Here is a 20,448-nt window from a genome sequence, read left to right as displayed (position 1 = left end):
CTAGGCGGCGGGATCGGCGGCGGCAAGGGCGCGAGCCCCTGAACGGGGACATCCCGAAAATAGATCAGGCGCGCAATGGCGCGCGCCTGATCCAGCCATTGGTTTACGCCGAGACGTAGAAAAGGGGCTTACTTCTTGGTTTCCAGCGCCGCAAGACGGGCTTCCAGCGCGATATTTTCCTCACGGGCTTTCGCGGCCATCGCGCGCACAGCGTCGAATTCTTCCCGCGTGACGAAATCGCGTTCAGCCAGCCAGCGGTCCATCCAGCTTTTCATGGCGGTCTCTGCCTCGGTTTTCGCGCCTTGCGCGACGCCCATGGCATTGGTCATGATCTTGGACATCTCGTCGAACAGCTTATTTGGGGCGGTCATGGCAATCTCCATCGGTAGGCGCGGGCCGCAGATGCGGAGGAACGCGGTGCTTTGCCCTTATATGGGCGCGGTTTGGGTTGGGGGCAAGGGTGGCGTGGCGGGTTCATTGTCGCACCAATGCACCCGATGCGCACGCGCCGCGTCGCAAGGCCCCCGCGCAAATGTGAGCGCCGCCGCCTGCGGAGCGGTTGACAGTGTCGCGCGCGAAGGGTCTTTGTAACGCCAACAAACCGAGCAGCGACAGGCCCATGGCAATCCCATTTCCCAATATCACTCCCGAAATCCTAACGATTCCGCTCGGCCCGATGAGCTTGACGCTGCGGTGGTATGCTTTGGCTTATATCGCGGGTCTGGTGATCGGTTGGCGGGTGATTATGGGGCTAATGCGCCGCCCGAAAATTTGGGGCGGGCAGGCGCCGATGTTGGCGGAGGGGGTCGAGGACCTTCTGTCGTGGGTGATCCTCGGTGTCATCGTGGGCGGGCGCCTTGGTTTCGTCCTGTTCTATGAACCGGCCTACTACCTCGCCAATCCGGCCGAGATCGTGCAGGTTTGGAAGGGGGGCATGGCGTTCCACGGCGGGTTGATCGGGGTTGTCGTGGCGGGGCTGCTCTACTGCCGTAAACACGGTATCGCGCCGCTGAGCATCGGGGATTCCTTTGCCTTGGTCGCGCCCTTCGGGCTGGCGCTTGGGCGTGTGGCGAATTTCATTAACGCCGAGCTTTGGGGCCGGCCGACGGACGTGCCTTGGGCGGTTATCTTCCCTGGCGAGGCGGCGCAGACCTGTCTGTCGATTGCGGGTCAGATTGACGGGCAATGTGGCCGCCATCCCTCGCAACTCTATGAGGCGGGATTGGAGGGCATTGTTCTGGCGTTGATTTTGTGGGGCTTGCTGAAGGCAGGCGCCTTGATGCGGCCTGGTTTGATCATGGGCGTTTTCATCGCGGGTTACGGTTTGGCGCGGTTCGCGGTTGAGTTTGTCCGGCAGGCGGATGCGCGGTTTATTACCTATGACAACCCGATGGGGTGGGTCGTTCACCTTGGCGGGTTTGGTCTTTCGATGGGGCAGGTGTTGTCCTTGCCGATGATCGCGATCGGGCTTTGGTTCGTGTGGCGCGCAAAACGCGGGTCTGTCGTCGCCTCGCGCGGCTGACGGGATCATAGGGGGACGGGGCCGATATGTCGCTGACCGACTATCTCATCGCGCGGATTTCTACGGATGGTCCGTTGTCGATTGCGGATTATATGACAGCCTCTTTGCTGCATCCGGAATTCGGGTATTACGCAACGCGTGATCCCTTTGGCGCGGCGGGGGATTTCACGACCGCGCCAGAGATCAGCCAGATGTTCGGTGAACTCGCGGGGCTGTGTCTCGCGCAGGCTTGGATGGATCGGGGCGGCGCGGCACAAGGCAAGATGTTGCTCGTCGAGCCAGGGCCGGGCCGAGGCACTTTGATGGCCGATATGTTACGCGTGCTCGCCAAAGTGCCAAATCTGACGCCGGAGGTTCACCTGATCGAGGCCTCCGCGCATCTGAAAGCTGTGCAGCGCGCAACGCTCAGCGGCGTTGATGTGACGTGGCATGACACCGTTTCCAGCCTGCCCCAAGGCCCCGTTTACATGGTTGCGAATGAGTTTCTCGACGCGCTGCCGATCCGGCAATTCGTGCGCGAGGGCGAGATGTGGCGCGAGCGGCAGGTCGGTGTGGTTGAGGGCAAGCTTGCCTTCGGGTTGGCGCCGCCCAGTTTCAACACCGGCCTGCGCCACGTCGAGGGGATCACGCCGCAAGGGGGGATGGTCGAGCTTTGCCCCGCCGCATCCGGTTTCGCCTCCGACATCGCAACGCGCATCGCAGCCGCTGGCGGGGTTGCGATCTTCATAGATTACGGCGGGTGGGTCAGTCAGGGCGATACGCTGCAAGCATTGCGCGACCACGCGCCCGTCGACCCCTTATCGGATGCCGGATCGGCCGATCTCACGGCGCATGTCGATTTTGAACGGATCGCCGCGGCCGCGTCGCATGCGGGCGCGCAGGTCTCGCCGCTTCTGACGCAGGGGGCTTGGTTGAGGCGTTTGGGGATCGATCATCGCGCGCAGGCTTTGGCGGCGAAGTTGCAAGGCGACGCCCGCGCGGACCATCTTGCGGCGCATCACCGATTGACCGATAGTGCCGAAATGGGACAGCTGTTCAAAGTGCTCGCGATCCACGCGACAGGCACGCCGCCCGTTCCGGCATTCGAGACCCCGGATCCGGCTTTTGATTGATGGCGCCAAGCGGCGTAGATGTTACTTTGTTGTCCAGACTGTCACCTGAGACCGAAATAAAGCGAGAGTTGATCACCGTGCCCCATTCCCAGCCCGCGTCGCTCGATATTTTGACTTCTGATGCGCTGCACGGGGCGCGCCACGGCTTCTTCACGCGGCGGGGCGGCGCATCCTCGGGGGTGTTTCAAGGCTTGAATTGCGGTGGCGGGTCCTCGGATCAGGCGGAGGCGGTCAAGATCAATCGTGCGCGGGTGGCGCAAGCGATGGAGGTGGAGGCGGATCACCTGATCGGTGTGTATCAAGTGCATTCGCCCGATGTTGCGGTGGTGACGGGCCCTCACGCGGGCGATTTGCCTAAAGTTGACGCGCTGGTGACGTCAACACCCGGGCTTGCGCTGTCGATCCTGACGGCCGATTGCCAGCCGGTGTTGTTTCACGACGCGCAAGCGGGGGTCATCGGGGCGGCGCACGCCGGATGGCGCGGCGCGCTTGACGGCGTTTTAGAAGCTACGCTCGATGCGATGGAAGGGTTGGGCGCACAGCGCGCCCATATCTCCGCGGTGATTGGTCCGTGCATTTCGCAGCGCGCCTATGAGGTCGGGGATGATTTCATGGAGCGTTTCCTCGCCGAAGATCGGGACTCAAGCCGCTTCTTCGCCGGTGGCCCTGCGGGGAGGCCAATGTTCGATTTGCCGGGCTTCGGACTTGCGAGATTGCGCGATGCCGGTGTCGGAAGCGCCGAATGGACAGGCCATTGCACATATGGTGATGCGGATCGCTTCTATTCCTACCGCCGCACCACCCATCGCAACGAAGCCGATTACGGGCGTCTGATCTCGACGATCCGTCTGTAACGGGGCGCCGGCGTTGCGGGGTCAGCGTAAGGCACTTACGATCTCGTGATCGTCTAACTTCTTCACGAGTTTCGCCGCATCCATGCCGCATTGCGCGCCGATAAGGGGGCATCAAACAGTCATCCCGCCGCGCGGGCCTGTACAAAAAAAATCGATGAGGAGCACTCGCATGGCAGAACAGATCAAATCACGTCGCTGGATGAAATCCATGCTCGCACAGGCCGATCAGCAGCATCCCGCGCTGCCTTGGGCGCGCGGTTCTGCGCGCGCAGCCATGATCGCGCGCCGTGAAGATACGCAAAGCCAAGACGCTGAGCGCCGCAGCGCATAATCGCGCATTTATCGAATTGAATAAGCACAGGCCCGCCCGCGTTTCGACGCAGGTGGGCTTTTGTCTTTTTGCGTTTCAGGCCGTTGCGCGACCGATTCGCGATGTTGCAAGCCCTGATCCTTTCGATTGTTGAGGATGGCATGCCAATCGTATCGGTCGCCCGCGCATTGGTGTGTAAGAGCCCATCAATCCGGCGAAAAAATTGACTTCAGCTATTTGATAGGCCATGAAAAGTGATCGATCTGCATCGGTGGGGGCCAAGCAGTCGTGACCAGACCTGAAGGGGGCTGATCGCATGAATATTACCCACCGTCTCTCGGCGCAGGACTCTGCGCCAAACTCCGCCTATCAGTCTGCGCGCAAGCGCTTGAAATCGGCTCCAAGCTTCGGCGGTCTTGCGCAGCAACCAACGCGCCTGCGTGGGTCGCCCGCGACTGCGACACCCCATTCCCCGGTGCTAGAACAGGTTGATGCGCGGCCCAAAGCCTTAATGCGGCGCTACAACACCCTATGGTTGTCCGCCTCAGGCGATATCGAAGACAGCACACGCATCGCGCCCGCAACCCCCTTGTTTGAGGAGGCCTTCTCGGCGCTCGCGAGAGGGTCGGTTTTGCAAACCGAGGAGGGGCGCATTGCGATTGAGGATATCGTGCCGGGGATGCGGGTTTTGACGGCTGAAGGCGAGGCGGTCCGCGTGATGTGGATCGGATCGATGATGGTCTATTCCGGCGCGGTTGCCGAGGGGCTTGATCCGGCGAAGCTCACGCGGTTCACCGCCGATGCAATGGGCCACGGGCGCCCGATGCAAGACGTCATCTTGGGGCCGCGCGCTCGGCTCTTGCTGCGCGATCAGCGCTGTGCCGCTTTCACCCAATCACCCACCGCCTATGTTCCCGCCCGCAGCTATCTGGACGGGGTTTCGGTCATCGAGGTCACACCTGCCGCGCCGATCTGCGTGTTTCATCTTGCGCTGGAGCGGCACGGAACGCTTCGGGTCGGGGGGCTGGAAGTTGAAAGCTACCATCCGGGCACAGGGCTCGAGGCGATGATGGAGCCAAGGATGCTCTCGCTGTTCAAAGACCTGTTCCCGCATGTGGGCGGTTTGGAAGGGTTCGGAGAGGCCGCGCATCAGCGCCTCACGAAGTTCGAAGTCGATCAGCTTATCGGGTGAGGGGCGGCGGGCGACTGAAGTGTCGTCCCCCACACACATACTTAGGCGCCTATCCGTCAGCCTGAGGCAGGTTGAAGCGCGCGGGGTCAATCCCGCGTTGCGCGAGCTTTGAGGCGACTTGAGCGCCCAGATCCTCGCGCCAGAAATTTAGCATATGCTCGTCAAACAGCCATGAGAGGAAGGCCCCATAGGGCCAATCGGTTTGCAAGGCGGTCTCTCGCGCGGCAGGCCAGTCTTGCGCGCGCGTCACCGAGGTTGCGCAGTGATGGAAATCCGTGCGGCCAAACACAATCGATGGCTTCTCGTGGATCATCCCCTCAACACCCACCGATGAGCACACCGAGACCGTCATGGCGCAGGCATCAAGGATGTCATGTATATTCGCGAAGGTGATGGTCACATCGGGGCGGTCTGCCAAGGCCGCCAGCCTGTCGAATGTCTCGATGTCTCGCGTATTGGGATGCGGCTTGATGATGACAGGGCGGCCGCCCGTGTCTTTGAGGACCGCCGCAAGCATATCTTCCTCGGAGACGTATTTGAGGCGCTCGACAGGGCCTGAATAGCCTTGAAGAAACACCGCGATGGCATTTTTCGGGAAGGTTTCGGTCTCTTGCGGTTGCGGGATGCGGCTCTCGCGCTTGTCCTTGAAAAACCGTTTCAACATCCGCATCCGCGCTTGTGCTTGCTGGGCGGGAACGTCGCTTGCTTGAAACGCTTTTTGCGCGAGACTCGAGGCGCCGTAGACGCCTCGCGGATCAAAGTAACAAAAGGGCGGCAGGTAGGCGGGCGCGAGGTTGAACGCGCCTGTGGTTGGTGCGCTGACATCCCAAACGAGGTCGAGCGCGCCCTCAGCCAAGGCGATGGGCGTTTGCGGCACGGTGACGCGCTCGACCACGCGGTTGCCTGCGGTCTCGAACAGGGTGTGAAGTTTACGAAAGGCGAGAGGGCGTTCCGCAAAAGGTTTTCGCAAAACGTAGCTGGAGAGGTGGAAAACCACCTCTCCAGAAGCGCGTCCGGTTGGGGTCACGGAGGCGTCGCTGCCCGCCACGGGATCAGTCCTCCATCGCTTCCAATTCGTCGATGAAGCCCGAGATCATATCGAGCCCCTTGTTCCAGAACGCCGGATCGGACGCATCCAGGCCGAACGGGGCCAGAAGCTCCTTGTGATGCTTCGATCCGCCGGCCTTGAGCATATCAAAATACTTGGCTTGGAAATCGGGCGTGCCTTCCGCATAGGCCGCGTAAAGCGCATTCACCAGTCCGTCGCCAAACGCATAGGCATAGACGTAGAACGGGGAGTGGACGAAATGCGGGATATAGGCCCAGAACGTCTCATACCCGTCCATGAATTCGAACACCGGCCCCAAGCTTTCGCCCTGAACCGACATCCAAAGCTCGTTGATGGCTTCAGGTGTAAGTTCGCCTTGCGCCCGCGCGGCGTGAAGTTTGCATTCGAAATCATAAAACGCGATCTGGCGGACCACGGTGTTGATCATGTCCTCCACCTTCCCCGCGAGGAGGGTCTTGCGTTCGGCCTTGGTCTTGGCCTTGGCAAGCAGGGCGCGGAAGGTCAGCATCTCGCCAAAGACGGAGGCTGTCTCGGCCAAGGTCAGGGGCGTGGACGACAGCATCTCGCCTTGATCCGCGGCGAGCACCTGATGCACCCCGTGCCCCAGTTCATGCGCCAGCGTCATCACATCACGCGGTTTGCCCAAGTAATTCAGCATTACATAGGGGTGCACCGTGGTCACGGTCGGATGCGCAAATGCACCGGGCGCTTTGCCGGGTTTGGTTGCGGCATCAATCCAGCCTTTCTTGAAGAACGGTTCCGCGATGGCAGCCATCTCGGGCGAGAAACCGGCGTATGCGTCCATCACGGTGCGTTCTGCTTCCGCCCAGTCAATCACGCGCGGTGCTTCGGTGGGCAGGGGGGCATTACGATCCCAGACCTGCATTTTCTCCAACCCCAGCCATTTCGCCTTGAGCGCGTAATAGCGGTGCGATAGGCGCGGGTAGGCCGCCACGACCGCATCGCGCAACGCTTCGACGACTTCGGGTTCGACGTGGTTGGACAGGTGGCGGCCCATCTGCGGCGATGGCATCTTACGCCACTTATCCTCGATTGCCTTTTCTTTGGCGAGGGTGTTGTGCACGCGGGCGAAGAGCTTCACTTGTTTTTGTAAGCCCGCAGCAACCGCGCGCGCGCCGGTTTCGCGCTTGGCACGGTCGTGATCCGACAGCATGTCGAGGGTGGATTCGAGGTTTTTCATCTCGCCATCGACATCGAACTCCATCGCTGCGGTGGTTTCGTCGAACAGACGGTTCCACGCGGCGGCGCCAACGGTGGATTGATCGTGGAGGAACTTTTCCAACTCGTCGGAAAGCTGGTGCGGGCGCATGGAGCGCATCCGGTCAAACACGGGCTTGAACCGCGCGACGCGCGCATCTGCGAAGACGGCCTCATATTGCGCATCGGGAATGCGGTTGAATTCGAGCGAGAAGAAGACGAGGGGCGTGGTGAATGTCGTGATTTTGTCTTGCGCGTCCGCCATGAATTTGGCGATCCCGCCATCAACGGTGTTCTGATAATAGCGCAGGCCGGCGTAGGACATGATCCGCCCTGCTGCGGTCTCGATGGCTTCATAGCGTCCGATACATTCAGCCATACCTGCCGCGTCGAGTGACGCGAGCTTACCCTCATAGTCGCGCGCGAAGGCGGCGCATTCGGTTTCGACGAAGGCCATATCGGCGGCGAATTCCGGTGCGTCGGGGGCGGGGTAGAGGTCGGTCAGATCCCATTCCGGCAACTCTCCGAAGGCACCTGCGCCGCCGGATGCTGTCGCGTCGAATGTCGGTTGAATGCGGAGCGGGAGGGAGAATGACAGGGGCATAGCGGTCCTTTTGATTGGCTTGCACCAGAGGTAAGGGGGCGGGGGCCGTGAAGCAAGGGGGTGGCCGTGAAGCAAGGGATCACTCGCCTCTATGCGATCCAGCTTTTGAGTGCGCTCCCGATTGCCCTAGCGTCATTTGTTGCGGGGCGGCTTGCAGAATTTTGTAGAAATTTCGCGCAGCTTCTTGGCAATGCCTAATTTCTATGCGCTTGATTGCGGAACGGGCAAAAACGATCAGGCGCTCGGGCCGGACCCTCGAAGTTTCTTTGGGAACGCACGGCCTCCCTTCCATCTCGCGGATCGTGTGCGCAAACTTGTGTTAATGGCGTCCTATTATTGCGCCAAACCGGAGGGATAATGACGTTCAACGAGATGTATGATGCCGGTAAAGTTCGCGAACCCTACGCGCGGCTTGAGGATTGGACACGGTCGATGCCTGCCGAATTGCGGCAGATGAAGCAGGCCGAGGCGGAGGCGCTGTTCCGACGTATCGGAATCACCTTCGCGGTTTATGGCGAGGGCGGTGATCCCGATCGGTTGATCCCGTTTGATATGTTCCCGCGCGTTTTCGCGCAGGCGGAGTGGCGCAAGTTGGAGCGAGGCGTCAAACAACGTGCGCGCGCGCTCAACGCGTTTTTGGCAGATGTTTACGGGCGCGGGGAAATCGTGCGCGCGGGCCGTATTCCGGCGCGGCTGGTCTATGACAATGAGGCGTATGAGCGGTGCGTCGCGGGGTTCATGCCGCCGCGCGGCGTGTTCAGCCATATCGTCGGCGTGGATCTGGTGCGCACCGGACCTGATGAGTTTTTCGTATTGGAAGATAACTGCCGCACGCCCTCTGGCGTGTCGTACATGCTTGAGAATCGCGAGATTATGATGCGGATGTTCCCTGCATTGTTCCGCGAGAACCGGATCGAGCCTGTCGATGGATATCCGCAATTGCTGCGGCGCACGATGGCTTCTGTCGCGCCCAACAAATGCGAGGGGGAGCCGACGGTGGTGATCCTCACGCCTGGACATTTCAATTCCGCCTATTACGAGCACAGCTTCCTTGCCGATCTCATGGGGGTCGAGCTGGTCGAGGGGCCGGATCTTTATTGCGAGGGCGGATTTGTCTGGATGCGGACGACGGAAGGTCCGAAGAAGGTTGATGTCATCTACCGCAGGCTGGACGACGCCTATCTTGATCCGTTGTGCTTCCGCCCCGACTCGATGCTCGGTGTGCCGGGATTGATGGATGTTTACCGCTCTGGCGGGGTGACGATCGCGTCCGCGCCGGGGGCGGGGGTGGCCGATGATAAGGCCGTTTACACCTACGTGCCCGAGATGATCCGCTTCTATCTCGGCGAGGAGCCTATCTTGAATAACGTGCCGACATGGCAATGCTCAAAAGAGGACGATCTGAAATATGTTCTCGATAAACTGCCTGAGCTGGTCGTGAAGGAAGTCCACGGGTCGGGTGGCTACGGGATGCTGGTGGGGCCTAAATCGACCAAAGAGCAGATCGAGGCCTTCCGGCACAAGATTACGGAAGATCCCGATAACTATATCGCGCAACCGACGCTGGCGCTGTCGTCGACGCCGACCTTCGTCGAGGAGGGAATTGCACCGCGGCACGTCGATTTGCGGCCCTACTGCCTTGTTGGGGAACGCATTGAATTGGTGCCGGGGGGGCTGACGCGGGTCGCCCTAACGGAGGGGTCGCTCGTTGTGAACTCATCGCAGGGCGGCGGCGTAAAAGACACTTGGGTTTTGGCGGAGTAACACATCATGCTTAGCCGGACGGCGGATAATCTTTTCTGGATCGGGCGCTATATGGAGCGCGCGGAAACTATGGCACGGCTTTTGGAGGTTGGGTCACGGATCACTTTGATGCCCTCGGCGGGCGAGGGGTATCGATCCGAATGGGACAGCTTGCTGAAAGCCTCTGGCACGGCGGCGGGGTTTAAAGCGAAGTTCAAGGACCCTGTGCAGCGCAATATCGAGAGTTACCTATTCTTTGATCGCGACAACCCGTCCTCGGTGGCGTCTTGTCTGGAGCGTGCACGTGAGAACGCGCGGATCGTGCGCACCGCGCTCACAACCCAGGTTTGGGATGCAATCAATATGGCGTATCAAGAGATGCGCCAGCTGGAGCGTCGCCCCCGCTCGGAGTTGCAACTCACCGAGATGACGGAATGGACGATGCGGCAAGGGGCCTTGATGCGCGGCGCGGTCGAGGTTTCGATGCTACGCAATGACGGGTATGATTTTCTCGGCTTGGGCTATGCGTTGGAGCAAGCCGATAACACGGCCCGCTTGATGGACGTGAAATACTACGTTTTGCTCCCGAAGGTGGAATTCGTGGGATCGGGGCTTGATAACTACCAGTGGGAAACACTGTTGCGCGCGATGTCATCGCACCGCGCCTTCCACTGGGCCTATGGCGGCGATATCACCGCCAAAAAGGTCGCGCATTTCCTGATCTTGAACCCGCAATGTCCGCGCTCTCTTATCTCATCGGTGCGTGCGGCGATGAACCATCTCGAGCGATTGGGGCGCGGGTATAAGCGCACAGGCACGCCGCAGCTTCTGGCGCAGGGTTTGGTATCCAAGCTTGCTGAGCTCGAAGTAGATGACGTTTTCGACGAGGGTTTGCATGAATTCCTTGGCCGGTTTGTCGGAGAGGTGAGCGTGCTTTCCGCAGCGATCGGCAAAACATATTTGAGCGGGGAGGCGGCCTGATGCTGAAAGTGTCTCATGTAACGACCTACCGCTATGAATTCGCGGCGCGGGGAACCATCCAGAGTTTGCGCATGTTCCCATCGGTGTTTGACGGGCAGATCGTCCATGACTGGTCTGTCCGCGTCACCACGCCTTCGGGCGACGGGATTCGCGGGGGATCGTACCGCGACGGGGCGGGCGATAAGGTTGAGGGCTGGTCGGTGCGCGGCCCGGTGACGGAAGTCTCTGTGATCGTGGAGGGCACAGTCGAGACCAAAGACTTGGCAGGTGTGTTGAGCGGGCACCGTGAGATCGTCCCACCAGGGGTTTATCTGCGTGACACGGGCGCCTTCACCCGCGCAGATCCGCGGATTTCCGAGTTGGCGCATGAGGCGGCGGCGGGCATCTCGGGCCCGCTGGATACGGCACATGCCTTGGCGCAGGCCTGCTCGAAAGCGATTGCCTACCGCGCGGGCGTGACGCATGGCAATACCACCGCGGCAGAAGCAATCGCGCTGGGCGGCGGGGTATGTCAGGATCATGCGCACGCTTTGATCGCGATGGCGCGGGTGATGGGCCTCCCTGCGCGCTATGTCTCTGGGTATCTCCATGCGTCTGAGGATGGAAATCTGCACGAGGCGGCGCATGCGTGGGGTGAAATCTTCATAGATGCGAAGTTAGGGTGGGTCGGATTCGATCCTGCGAACAACTGTTGCCCTGATGATCGGTATATCCGCCTCGGGTCAGGCTATGACGCGCAGGATGCGGCACCGGTAAAAGGGCTAGCGCTGGGCGCAATTGGTCGTGAAACGATGGATGTGGCAGTTGCCCTTGACGCGGTGCAGCAATAAGAAGCGCGGTAACTAACGAGGCAAGGCACCTCAGGAGCTAACATGACCTATTGCGTTGGACTGATGTTGGAAGCGGGCATGGTTTTGCTCTCTGATACGCGCACGAATGCGGGGCTCGATAATATCGCGACCTATCGCAAGATGTTTCACTTCGAGCAGCCCGGCGAACGGATCATCACCGTTTTGACAGCGGGATCGCTCTCGGTCACGCAGACGACTCTGGCGCGCCTGCAAGAGGCGATCGATGATCCTGACGCGACGCATGAGACATCAATCCTGATGGCGCCGTCCCTGTTGAAAGTGGCGGAGATCATTGGCGATACCTTGTCGACCGTACGACAAGATATCGTGCATAAAATGAATGCGTCGAAAGTGTCGACCGCCGCGTCGATGATCGTGGCGGGACAACGCGCAGGCGGGTTGATGCGGATGTTCCTCGTCTATCCAGAGGGCAACTTCATTGAGGCCACCGAGGACACGCCTTATCTTCAGATCGGTGAACATAAATACGGCAAGCCGATCCTTGACCGTGTTGTGACGACCAAGACCTCGCTTGAAGACGCGCAGAAGGCGGCGATCTTGTCTATGGATTCGACGCTGCGATCCAACCTCTCGGTGGGGATGCCGCTGGATCTGGCGGTCATCAAATGCGACGATTGCAAAGTGACGATGCAACGCCGCATCGAGGCCGGCGATGAAGACTTCGCGCGCATGTCGAACGCTTGGTCGGAGGCCTTGCGCGACGGATTCTCGCAGATTCCACTAAAAACCTGAGGTCACGCGCGGTTTCGCGCAGGCTTTGGGCGACGGGTCAGGGGGTCAGCGTGAGTGCGAAGGCCCCGATCGACTCGCCCGTGTGGTCAAACACCAACACATCATCATCCGTCGTCAGGATCACAATCCGGTTCGCGCTATAGCTGACAGATTGCGCGGTTTTGCCCTCCGGAAGGAGGAGGCTCTCGGGCAGGGTAAGAGCTTGCGAGCCGCTCAGCCCGGCGGGGAGCGCTTGCTGCGGGTTATTTTGTGGCCCCAGCCGGATGACAAGCAGCGCAATCACCGCTATGAGACCGACAATCATCGTGCCGGCCAGCACCGTCACAAGCGTTTTAAGAAATTTGAGTTCCGGCAGCGGTGCGGTATCCGCCTGCGGTTCGGTTCCATCGGAAGGCATCATGTCGGACATTGAACAGCAGATCCTTCGGGTCGTTATCGGGGAAAACCCGCCTGATCGCCTTGATAAGGCGCTCGCGCAGGAAGTTCCAGAGGAAGCAGCCCTTTCGCGCTCGCGTCTGGCCAAGCTCTTGGCGGATGGCATGATCACCCGCAACGGTGTGGTCGAGACCAACCAGAAGGCGCGCGTTGAGGAGGGGGATGTTTTCGAGATTACGGTCGAGGTTGCCCGCGCCGTGGCAACTGTTGCCGAGGATATCCCGCTGACAGTGCTGTGGGAAGATGAGGATCTCATCGTGATCGATAAGCCCGCCGGGATGGTTGTGCATCCCGCGCCGGGCACCCCGGGCGGAACGCTGGTCAACGCGCTTTTGCATCATTTCGGCGGCAAGCTTTCCGGTATCGGCGGCGAGGCCCGTCCAGGCATCGTTCACCGCATCGACAAAGAGACCTCTGGCCTTTTGGTCGTCGCAAAATCCAACCGTGCGCATCACGGTCTGGCGAAGCAATTCGAGAAACACACCGTGCACCGTCATTATATGGCGGTGGTCCACGGCGTTCCTGATGCCGCTGATCCGCGGCTTTTGGGGACGCGCGGAGTTTCGTTCGAGGCGGGGAACATCTTGAAGGTGCAATCGTTCCTCGCGCGTCACAAATCGGATCGGCAGAAGCAGGCCGTCTATTTCGATCAAGGGCGTCATGCGATCACGCGCGCGCGCATCGTCGAAGGGTTCGGCACGCCCGCCTCTGCGGCGCTCATCGATTGCTGGCTAGAAACGGGCCGCACGCATCAGATTCGCGTGCACATGGCGCATGCGGGGCATGGGCTGATCGGCGATCCGACTTACGGCGGACGGCGCAAGATGAACGAAAAGGCTCTCGGTGCGCTGGGCGTGTCAACCGCGGAAGGCTTCGCACGTCAGGCCTTGCATGCGGCGACATTGGGTTTCACGCATCCGGTCACGGGCGAGGAACTCTCTTTCACCTCTGATTTGCCCGAGGATATGCAAGCGTTGATCGCAGCCCTGCGCGGCGAGCCATCAAGCGACTAAGCCGCACTCCGGTATCGAGCGGGTTTGCTCGGAAAGCGCGTAAAATTGTCACATCACCGTGAGGTGGTGACGGATAGGCATTTACCATACGTTAAGCTAGTGTTGCGACAGTCAAGCAGGTGTCGGCGGCTCACCGCTGGCGGCCCTCCGAGATTAAGGTGTCGTAATGCAATGTGATGTGCAGTGGCGCGAAATCGTGCGGTAATTGCGGGTGTTTTGTGTGAATTCGCACATCTACCACCCTTGAACCCGTACTGGCCGCACGCCATCTTGAGTAGGTACGGGGGTTTGTCCCCCAATCCGCGGCATCTGGCCTCGGAACAGGAGAGATCAGGACGAGATGACGAGTTACACCAATCTTCCCGCACCCAGCCCCGAACAAGGGTTGAACCGGTACATGCAAGAAATTCGCAAGTTTCCGCTCCTAGAGCCGGAAACCGAATACATGCTGGCGAAGCGTTGGGTGGATCATCAAGACACTGCCGCCGCGCATCAGATGGTGACGTCACACCTGCGTTTGGCGGCGAAGATCGCGATGGGGTATCGCGGTTATGGCCTACCGCAAGCCGAGGTTATCTCGGAGGCGAACGTCGGTTTGATGCAGGCCGTGAAACGGTTTGATCCCGAGAAGGGCTTCCGCCTTGCGACCTACGCAATGTGGTGGATTAGGGCGTCGATTTAGGAATATATCCTGCGCTCGTGGAGCCTTGTTAAGCTTGGAACGACGTCTGCGCAGAAGAAACTGTTTTTCAACCTGCGCAAGGCAAAATCCAAGATCGGTGCCTATGAGGATGGCGATCTGCATCCCGATCACGTTGCGCGCATCGCCAAAGATTTGTCGGTGACCGAGGATGAGGTGATTTCGATGAACCGCCGCCTGTCGGGCGGGGATGCTTCCCTCAATGCGCAAGTGGGCGCGGCGGATGGCGATAGCTCGGCGCAGTGGCAGGACTGGCTCGAAGATGAAAGCGCGGATCAGGCCGGCGATTATGCCGAGGCGGACGAATTGAGCGCGCGGCGCGAGATTTTGGAAACCTCGATGGAGGTTCTCAATGAGCGCGAGCGCGATATTTTGCAAAAACGCCGCCTTCGGGATGAGCCGCTGACACTCGAGGATCTCTCGAGCGAGTATAACGTGTCACGCGAGCGCATTCGTCAGATCGAAGTGCGCGCGTTTGAGAAATTGCAAGAACGCATGACGGAGCTCGCGCGTGAGCGGGGAATGCTTGAAACAGCCTAGGATATCGGGGCCGCACCCTGCTAGGTAACGGATGATAGAGGTGCGGTTTGTCCCGCGCCTCTTTTCCTTTTCAGGACGCGTGAACGGGGCGCTTACTTAAGCTGTGCGATGAAAAGCTCGACCGTGCGCTTCAAAAACAGGTCACGTTCGGCTTGTGGGCCCATCATCACCTCATGCTCGCCGGCCTCAAATTCGATGAGCGTCCCCAGCGGCCATGCGGCCATGCGCGTGCGGATCGGCTGCGCGTCGACGATGCGTTCATTCCCGCCCAAGGCTGTCAGTGCCGGAAGATTGGGGGAGGGAAGGGCTTTGAGGGTAGCGCATTCCGCCAGCGCAGTGGAGATCCATCCGAAGGTCGGTCCCGCGAGCGTAAGCGCGGGTTGTTCCGAAAGATGCGTGATCATCATCGCCCACATCTCGGGCGCACGGGTCAGCATGTTCTGCTCGAAGGCGGCGCCGTGAGGGTAGGGTGTCTTGCCCGTACCAAGCGCATATCCCTCGCGCAGGGGTGTTCTGGCCAGACTATGCGCCATCGCGCAGGCTATCGGCGCCGCGGGGAGGGCAATCCCCCACATCGGGGCGGAGAAGGAGGCGGCTTTAAACGCAGGGCCAGCCTCAGCTTGGCCAGCGGTCTCGGTTGCCTCCGCATCGATCAGGTGCCGCAGGGCGATTGCACCGCCCATCGAATGTGCGAGCACAAACCACGGTTGCTGCATGCGCATCCCCGCAGCGTAGGATCGCATCGCGCGCAGATCAGTTTGATAATCGGCCATATCATTGACGTGCCCTTTGTGCGGATCCTCCAGCGCGCGATCGGACAACCCTTGACCGCGCCAATCTATGATCAGCGTCTCAAAGCCTGCTTTTGCGAGCTGGCGCACTGCATCGCCGTATTTTTCGATATATTCTGTGCGACCGGGCAATAGGAACACAGTGCCCTTCGCCGCGGTCACATTCCAATGTGCAAGACGCAAACGCACCCCGTCCGATGTCGTCACCCATTGCGCCTCGCCCCCTTCAGGGACGAGCGCGAGCGTTTCAAAGAGCGGGGCGCCCTGCATCGCTTACGAAAGCGCCGCGCCGAGTTGCATCGCGAGGCCCATATTGCCGTCAACCGATAGCTTGCCGGTCATGAAGGCGGCGGTTGGGTTCACGTCGCCCGCGAGCATTCCTTGGAAGGTTTCAGCGGAGGCGGTCAGGGTCACTTCGGCTTCGTCGTCGCCTGCGCGTGCGCCATCGGAATCGATGATGATCGAGCCTTCATCCTTGATGATGAACTTCGCGGTGGACGAAAAGCCCTCAGGCATTTTCGCGTTCAGGGCGGCGACGGCGGTATCGATTGCGGTGCTCATGTAGTGTCCTCCGGTAGGATGGCGATGATGGCTGGAAAGTGAGAAAGCAACTCTCGCAATCTCCGGCCTATGGGTTACAACATAGTTATGATGAAGCTTCGCGCCCATAACAAATGTGCCGTCACGGCATTTTCGGTTTTGCTCTCGCTGGCTGCGCTTGCGGGCGGGCGGGGCGCTGCGCTCGCGCAGGAGGCCGCGCCCCGAAATGAGGCGCCGCAAATCGAGGTGGAGGCCGAAAACCCTGCATCTGATGCGGGCGACCTTGCTAATCAAGGGTCGCTTTCCGCGCGGATGGAGAGATGGTTCGCGGAACTCGCCGACCCCGATTACGCAGGCTGGGCGCGTGCGCAGACAGATATTGAGCGCGAATGGTCCAAGTCAGGATCGGCGGCGATGGATCTCTTGCTCATGCGGGGCGAATTGTCTCTGGATGAGGGGGATCTCGCCGGGGCGATTGACGACCTCACGGCGCTCACGGATCACGCGCCTGAGTTTCCTGCCGGATTTGCCGCGCGCGGTGTGGCGTTCTATATGGCGGGGGAGCATGGTCCGGCTTTGGCGGATCTTGCGCAGGCCGTCGCATTGGAGCCACGCCAGTTTGCAGCGCTTGCGGTGATCGGCCAGATATTTGAGGAGATGCGTCAAGATGCACGTGCGATCGCGGCTTATGAGGCGTCTTTGGCACTGAACCCACATCAGGCAGATGTATCCGACGCCATCGCGCGGCTGAAAAAAACGCAAGAGGGGATCGCGCTCTAGGCGTGAGTCTCGAAAGACATCAGAAAAGTCGAGGCATGGAATGACGGGGCGGATTACGGCCGTTTTGGGGCCGACCAACACCGGCAAGACGCATTACGCGATTGAACGGATGCTGGCACATCGTACGGGGGTGATCGGCCTGCCGCTGCGGCTTTTGGCGCGCGAGGTCTATGACCGGATCGTCAAGGCGCGGGGGCCGTCTTGTGTTGCTCTCGTGACGGGCGAGGAGCGTATCGTGCCCGAACGCACGCAATATTGGGTGTGCACAACGGAGGCCATGCCCGAAGGGCTGGGCGCTGATTTTGTGGCGCTCGACGAGATCCAGCTCTGTGCCGATCCCGAACGGGGGCATGTGTTCACAGACCGGCTCTTGAACAAACGCGGCTGGCACGAGACGTTGTTTCTCGGGTCGGAGACGATGCGGCCGACGATTGCGGCGCTTGTGCCGGGGGTGCAATTCACGCGTCGCGAGCGATTCTCGGAATTGACGTGGTCGGGATCTAAAAAGACATCCCGCATGCCCGCGCGATCCGCCATCGTCGGTTTTTCTGTCGATAATGTCTATGCCATTGCCGAATTGCTACGCCGTCAAAAGGGCGGCGCGGCAGTGGTGATGGGGGCGTTGAGCCCGCGCACCCGCAATGCGCAGGTCGAACTCTATCAAAATGGCGACGTGGATTACCTTGTGGCGACCGATGCAATCGGTATGGGGCTCAATCTGGACATCGAACATGTTGCATTTTCAGCAACATCCAAATTTGATGGGCGCCGTATGCGGCCGCTGTTTCCGCATGAACTAGGCCAAATTGCCGGCCGTGCAGGGCGGCATACGCAAGATGGCACATTCGGCGTGACGGGCGAGGCGCGGCCCTTGATTCCGGAGGTTGTGGAGGCGGTTGAAAACCACCGGTTCGCCCCCATCCAGCGCTTGCAATGGCGTAATCCTCGGTTGGAATTCGGAACTGTTGCGCGGCTTATTGCCAGCTTGGAGGATAGCCCAAGCCACGAGCTTTTGACGAAAGGTCGCGAGGCTGATGACCTTATCGCCTTGAAAACATTGTCTGAATATCCAGAAATTGCCGATCGGCTCCACCATCCGGCGGATGTGAAGCTGCTTTGGGATGTGTGTCGTATCCCCGATTTTCGCTCGATTTCCGGCGCGGAACATGCGACGCTTCTGTCGCGGATTTTCGGATTTTTACAAAGCGGAAAAGGGGTCCCCACGGAATGGCTATCTGGCCAGATCGCGCGGATCGACAAAGTGCAGGGCGATATTGACGCGCTGTCAAAACGCCTCGCCTTTATCCGCACATGGACCTACGTCGCCCAACGCAAAGGTTGGGTCGATGACGAAAGTCATTGGCGCGGGGAAACTCGCGCGGTAGAAGATCGCCTGTCAGATGCGCTTCACGGCGCGCTGACCCAACGATTTGTGGACCGGCGCACGTCAGTGCTGTTGCGGCGGCTCAAGCAGAAGGAGACCCTCGTGGCCGAGGTGAACGATAAGGGCGAAGTGACGGTAGAAGGCGAATTTGCTGGCCGTCTTAAAGGGTTCCGGTTCCAGATGGACGGAACGAATTCGCCCGATGAGGCGAAAATGCTGGCGCGTGCAGCCTATGAGGCGCTCAAACCAGAGCTAAGCCTCAGGGCTGACCGATTCTATAACGCGCCCGATACGGAGATGGATTTCACCGAACAAGGTGGCCTGATGTGGGGCGAGATCGCGCTTGGCAAGCTGGTTAAGGGCGGTGATCCGCTCAAGCCGGTCGTCGAGGCGTTCGTTGATGAGGAAGCGGGACCGGAGGTGGCCGAGAAGGTCAAACGCCGTTTGCAGCACTTCATCGACCGAAAGATCGCCGCTCTGTTCGAGCCATTGCTCGCGATGTCTCGCGACGAGGCGTTGACGGGTCTGGCGCGCGGCTTTGCGTTCCGACTGGTCGAAGGGATGGGCATCTTGCCGCGCGAAGGCGTGGCGAACGAGGTCAAAGAGCTCGATCAAGAGGCCCGTGGGAGCCTGCGCAAGCATGGTGTGCGGTTTGGTCAATACACGATCTTCCAGCAACAGTTGTTGAAGCCGGCGCCGACACGCTTGCGCCTCGTGCTGCATTCGCTTTGGGCTGGTTTGCAAGAATTCCCCGAGAGCCCGCCTCCGGGCTTGGTGACAATTCCGAACATCACGGAAGTTCCTGCGATTGCTTACACGCTGTCTGGCTATCGTCAGTCTGGCGCGCGTGCGATTCGCATCGACATGCTGGAACGTCTCGCGGATCTGCTGCGCGGTCAGGATAGCCGCGGCGGGTTTGAAGCCGTTCCCGACATGTTGTCGATCACGGGCATGACGTTGGAGCAGTTTGCTGATCTGATGGGCGGTCTGGGCTACAAAGGCGAGCGCGGCGAGCGGGTAAAAGTCAAGGCAGAGGCCGTTGTTGCGCCAAAGCCTGCGGACGACTCCAACGCCAATCCGATTCCGGAGGAAGCCTCGCCCGTCGCTGAGGACGAGGCGGCTAAGGCAGCTGCGGCGGCCGAGGCGGCCGAAGCAGCCCCTGAGATGGAAGTTTTCTATACCTTCACTTGGGCGCCTCGCCCGCGTGGCGGTCAGGGCGATCGCGGCAACCGTCGTGAGGGTAGCCGCGAGTCCAACCGTGAAGGCGGCGAGCGCAAGCAAGGCGGCGCGCCGCGCGGCGACAAAGCCGGCGGAAACCGTGGTGAGAAGGGCGATCGGAAAGGTGGCGGCAAGCCGCGCGGCAAAGACAACCGCAAGCCGAAAACCGAGAACACCTATCACTTTGAGGCCCGCCCGCCGAAAAAGGAAAAGCCAATCGATCCTGACAATCCATTCGCTGTGCTGATGGCATTGAAAGACAAAAAATAAGCGATGCGAGAGCGTCTGCGAAATCGAAAAGCCGCGCCCAAATCGGGCGCGGCTTTTTATATGCCGGACACCGAGGCCGAGCGAATCCGCCTCGATAAGTGGTTGTTTTTTGCACGTTTCTTCAAATCGCGCGGTCTTGCAGCGGGTGCGATTAGCGCCAATGCCGTGCGTGTGAACGGTGCCCACGCTGGCCGTGCGTCGAAAATGGTCGGGGCGGGGGATGTCTTGACCTTTGTGATGGGGGGCGATGTTCGCGTGGTCAAACTGCTGGCGTGCGGGGCGCGTCGGGGGGCACCATCTGAGGCGCAAAAGCTCTACGAATGGCTGTCGGACGCGCCAAGCGATTGGGGGCGCGCGGCTTGGGAGGATACCGACTGAACGTGCGGGCGCGCGGGATCGATCTGTCCGGCTTCGATGTGCCGTTCGTCTGTTCTACGGCAGTGGGCTAAAGGCGAACAGATGTCGCCTCCGCGTCCAGATCGTCACACGGTTTCCTTTGTTGCACTGCCACGCTTGAATGATGACGCTTGCGCGGCTACTTAGACCCGAACAACCTTCAGACGGGTAT

General features: G+C 60.3%; 19 protein-coding genes and 1 pseudogene. 14 read left to right on the top strand and 6 right to left on the bottom strand.

The features are described from left to right. Positions 1 to 128: 128 nt before the first annotated feature. Positions 129 to 371 (bottom strand): accessory factor UbiK family protein, encoded by a 243-nt coding sequence (locus SJY32_RS09600; RefSeq protein WP_376874259.1) that lies wholly within the window; start codon positions 369 to 371, stop codon positions 129 to 131. 248 nt (positions 372 to 619) lie between these two features. On the opposite strand from SJY32_RS09600, the gene lgt reads away from it, so the two are divergent. From lgt to SJY32_RS09575, 5 genes are all read left to right on the top strand, one after another. Further along, positions 620 to 1,522, top strand: a complete 903-nt coding sequence (lgt, locus tag SJY32_RS09595; protein WP_376874257.1) for a prolipoprotein diacylglyceryl transferase — start codon at positions 620 to 622, stop codon at positions 1,520 to 1,522. Positions 1,523 to 1,548: 26 nt separating this feature from the next. After that, a complete protein-coding gene (locus tag SJY32_RS09590; RefSeq protein ID WP_376874255.1) occupies positions 1,549 to 2,634 on the top strand; it encodes a class I SAM-dependent methyltransferase in 1,086 nt (361 codons plus the stop codon). Between the two features lie 77 nt (positions 2,635 to 2,711). After that, complete coding sequence (gene pgeF, locus SJY32_RS09585) at positions 2,712 to 3,488, top strand: peptidoglycan editing factor PgeF (protein WP_376874253.1); 777 nt, start codon at positions 2,712 to 2,714, stop codon at positions 3,486 to 3,488. Positions 3,489 to 3,657: 169 nt separating this feature from the next. After that, positions 3,658 to 3,819, top strand: a complete 162-nt coding sequence (locus SJY32_RS09580; RefSeq protein WP_376874251.1) for a hypothetical protein — start codon at positions 3,658 to 3,660, stop codon at positions 3,817 to 3,819. A gap of 295 nt (positions 3,820 to 4,114) precedes the next feature. Beyond that, complete coding sequence (locus SJY32_RS09575; protein WP_376874249.1) at positions 4,115 to 4,990, top strand: Hint domain-containing protein; 876 nt, start codon at positions 4,115 to 4,117, stop codon at positions 4,988 to 4,990. Positions 4,991 to 5,039: 49 nt separating this feature from the next. Here the strand turns inward: SJY32_RS09575 and SJY32_RS09570 are convergent, their stop codons facing one another. Next, a complete protein-coding gene (locus tag SJY32_RS09570; RefSeq protein ID WP_376874247.1) occupies positions 5,040 to 6,038 on the bottom strand; it encodes a hypothetical protein in 999 nt (332 codons plus the stop codon). Between the two features lie 4 nt (positions 6,039 to 6,042). Then, complete coding sequence (locus SJY32_RS09565) at positions 6,043 to 7,881, bottom strand: M3 family oligoendopeptidase (protein ID WP_376874245.1); 1,839 nt, start codon at positions 7,879 to 7,881, stop codon at positions 6,043 to 6,045. Between the two features lie 357 nt (positions 7,882 to 8,238). Here SJY32_RS09565 and SJY32_RS09560 point away from each other — a divergent pair, with 357 nt between their 5' ends. Genes SJY32_RS09560 through SJY32_RS09545 form a run of 4 tightly spaced genes read left to right on the top strand, consistent with a single transcriptional unit; the run spans position 8,239 to position 12,209 of the window. After that, on the top strand, positions 8,239 to 9,645 hold the full coding sequence (locus SJY32_RS09560; RefSeq protein WP_376874243.1) for a circularly permuted type 2 ATP-grasp protein: 1,407 nt from the start codon (positions 8,239 to 8,241) through the stop codon (positions 9,643 to 9,645). Positions 9,646 to 9,651: 6 nt separating this feature from the next. Further along, on the top strand, positions 9,652 to 10,605 hold the full coding sequence (locus SJY32_RS09555; RefSeq protein ID WP_376874241.1) for an alpha-E domain-containing protein: 954 nt from the start codon (positions 9,652 to 9,654) through the stop codon (positions 10,603 to 10,605). Then, positions 10,602 to 11,435 carry a transglutaminase domain-containing protein gene (locus SJY32_RS09550; protein WP_376877662.1) on the top strand — a complete coding sequence of 278 codons (834 nt, stop codon included), beginning with the start codon at positions 10,602 to 10,604 and terminating at the stop codon, positions 11,433 to 11,435. Before SJY32_RS09555 ends, SJY32_RS09550 begins: the two co-directional genes overlap by 4 nt. A gap of 42 nt (positions 11,436 to 11,477) precedes the next feature. Continuing rightward, positions 11,478 to 12,209: a peptidase gene (locus SJY32_RS09545; protein ID WP_376874239.1), complete on the top strand. Its 732-nt coding sequence runs from the start codon at positions 11,478 to 11,480 to the stop codon at positions 12,207 to 12,209. A 37-nt stretch (positions 12,210 to 12,246) separates the two neighbouring features. On the opposite strand, the gene SJY32_RS09540 is transcribed toward SJY32_RS09545, so the two are convergent. Further along, complete coding sequence (locus SJY32_RS09540) at positions 12,247 to 12,618, bottom strand: DUF6476 family protein (RefSeq protein ID WP_376874237.1); 372 nt, start codon at positions 12,616 to 12,618, stop codon at positions 12,247 to 12,249. On the opposite strand from SJY32_RS09540, the gene SJY32_RS09535 reads away from it, so the two are divergent. Both SJY32_RS09535 and rpoH read left to right on the top strand, forming a co-directional pair. After that, positions 12,608 to 13,657 carry an RluA family pseudouridine synthase gene (locus tag SJY32_RS09535; protein ID WP_376874236.1) on the top strand — a complete coding sequence of 350 codons (1,050 nt, stop codon included), beginning with the start codon at positions 12,608 to 12,610 and terminating at the stop codon, positions 13,655 to 13,657. The genes SJY32_RS09540 and SJY32_RS09535 overlap by 11 nt on opposite strands. Before the next feature lie 340 nt (positions 13,658 to 13,997). Continuing rightward, positions 13,998 to 14,897: pseudogene (gene rpoH / locus SJY32_RS09530) on the top strand (RNA polymerase sigma factor RpoH). 92 nt (positions 14,898 to 14,989) lie between these two features. On the opposite strand, the gene SJY32_RS09525 reads toward rpoH, so the two are convergent. Then, on the bottom strand, positions 14,990 to 15,958 hold the full coding sequence (locus tag SJY32_RS09525; RefSeq protein WP_376874234.1) for an alpha/beta fold hydrolase: 969 nt from the start codon (positions 15,956 to 15,958) through the stop codon (positions 14,990 to 14,992). Positions 15,959 to 15,961: 3 nt separating this feature from the next. Then, the gene (locus SJY32_RS09520; protein WP_376874232.1) at positions 15,962 to 16,249 is read right to left on the bottom strand and encodes an SCP2 sterol-binding domain-containing protein; all 288 of its coding nucleotides are present in this window, start codon (positions 16,247 to 16,249) and stop codon (positions 15,962 to 15,964) included. 87 nt (positions 16,250 to 16,336) lie between these two features. Between SJY32_RS09520 and SJY32_RS09515 the strand changes: the two genes are divergently transcribed. Genes SJY32_RS09515 through SJY32_RS09505 form a run of 3 tightly spaced genes read left to right on the top strand, consistent with a single transcriptional unit; the run spans position 16,337 to position 20,258 of the window. Further along, positions 16,337 to 17,008 carry a hypothetical protein gene (locus tag SJY32_RS09515; RefSeq protein WP_376874230.1) on the top strand — a complete coding sequence of 224 codons (672 nt, stop codon included), beginning with the start codon at positions 16,337 to 16,339 and terminating at the stop codon, positions 17,006 to 17,008. Positions 17,009 to 17,048: 40 nt separating this feature from the next. After that, complete coding sequence (locus SJY32_RS09510; protein WP_376874228.1) at positions 17,049 to 19,880, top strand: helicase-related protein; 2,832 nt, start codon at positions 17,049 to 17,051, stop codon at positions 19,878 to 19,880. Between the two features lie 3 nt (positions 19,881 to 19,883). Next, positions 19,884 to 20,258, top strand: coding sequence for an RNA-binding S4 domain-containing protein (locus SJY32_RS09505; protein ID WP_376874226.1), 375 nt, complete (start codon positions 19,884 to 19,886; stop codon positions 20,256 to 20,258). The last annotated feature ends 190 nt before the right edge of the window (positions 20,259 to 20,448 follow it).

Source organism: Albirhodobacter sp. R86504 (assembly GCF_042466415.1).
Taxonomy (GTDB): Bacteria; Pseudomonadota; Alphaproteobacteria; order Rhodobacterales; family Rhodobacteraceae; genus Albirhodobacter.
The sequence above is the reverse complement of the archived record's forward strand: the minus strand, read 5'-3'. Positions and strand labels throughout refer to the sequence as shown.

What these genes read in the sequence shown, in the direction of transcription:
- SJY32_RS09555 (WP_376874241.1), top strand. Translation starts at nt 9,652, where the DNA reads ATGCTTAGCCGGACGGCGGATAATCTTTTCTGGATCGGGCGCTATATG.
- SJY32_RS09545 (WP_376874239.1), top strand. Translation starts at nt 11,478, where the DNA reads ATGACCTATTGCGTTGGACTGATGTTGGAAGCGGGCATGGTTTTGCTC.
- SJY32_RS09600 (WP_376874259.1), bottom strand. Translation starts at nt 371, where the DNA reads ATGACCGCCCCAAATAAGCTGTTCGACGAGATGTCCAAGATCATGACC.
- SJY32_RS09535 (WP_376874236.1), top strand. Translation starts at nt 12,608, where the DNA reads ATGTCGGACATTGAACAGCAGATCCTTCGGGTCGTTATCGGGGAAAAC.
- SJY32_RS09580 (WP_376874251.1), top strand. Translation starts at nt 3,658, where the DNA reads ATGGCAGAACAGATCAAATCACGTCGCTGGATGAAATCCATGCTCGCA.
- SJY32_RS09525 (WP_376874234.1), bottom strand. Translation starts at nt 15,958, where the DNA reads ATGCAGGGCGCCCCGCTCTTTGAAACGCTCGCGCTCGTCCCTGAAGGG.
- lgt (WP_376874257.1), top strand. Translation starts at nt 620, where the DNA reads ATGGCAATCCCATTTCCCAATATCACTCCCGAAATCCTAACGATTCCG.
- SJY32_RS09565 (WP_376874245.1), bottom strand. Translation starts at nt 7,881, where the DNA reads ATGCCCCTGTCATTCTCCCTCCCGCTCCGCATTCAACCGACATTCGAC.
- SJY32_RS09510 (WP_376874228.1), top strand. Translation starts at nt 17,049, where the DNA reads ATGACGGGGCGGATTACGGCCGTTTTGGGGCCGACCAACACCGGCAAG.
- SJY32_RS09590 (WP_376874255.1), top strand. Translation starts at nt 1,549, where the DNA reads ATGTCGCTGACCGACTATCTCATCGCGCGGATTTCTACGGATGGTCCG.
- SJY32_RS09505 (WP_376874226.1), top strand. Translation starts at nt 19,884, where the DNA reads ATGCGAGAGCGTCTGCGAAATCGAAAAGCCGCGCCCAAATCGGGCGCG.
- SJY32_RS09515 (WP_376874230.1), top strand. Translation starts at nt 16,337, where the DNA reads ATGATGAAGCTTCGCGCCCATAACAAATGTGCCGTCACGGCATTTTCG.
- SJY32_RS09575 (WP_376874249.1), top strand. Translation starts at nt 4,115, where the DNA reads ATGAATATTACCCACCGTCTCTCGGCGCAGGACTCTGCGCCAAACTCC.
- SJY32_RS09520 (WP_376874232.1), bottom strand. Translation starts at nt 16,249, where the DNA reads ATGAGCACCGCAATCGATACCGCCGTCGCCGCCCTGAACGCGAAAATG.
- SJY32_RS09540 (WP_376874237.1), bottom strand. Translation starts at nt 12,618, where the DNA reads ATGTCCGACATGATGCCTTCCGATGGAACCGAACCGCAGGCGGATACC.
- SJY32_RS09560 (WP_376874243.1), top strand. Translation starts at nt 8,239, where the DNA reads ATGACGTTCAACGAGATGTATGATGCCGGTAAAGTTCGCGAACCCTAC.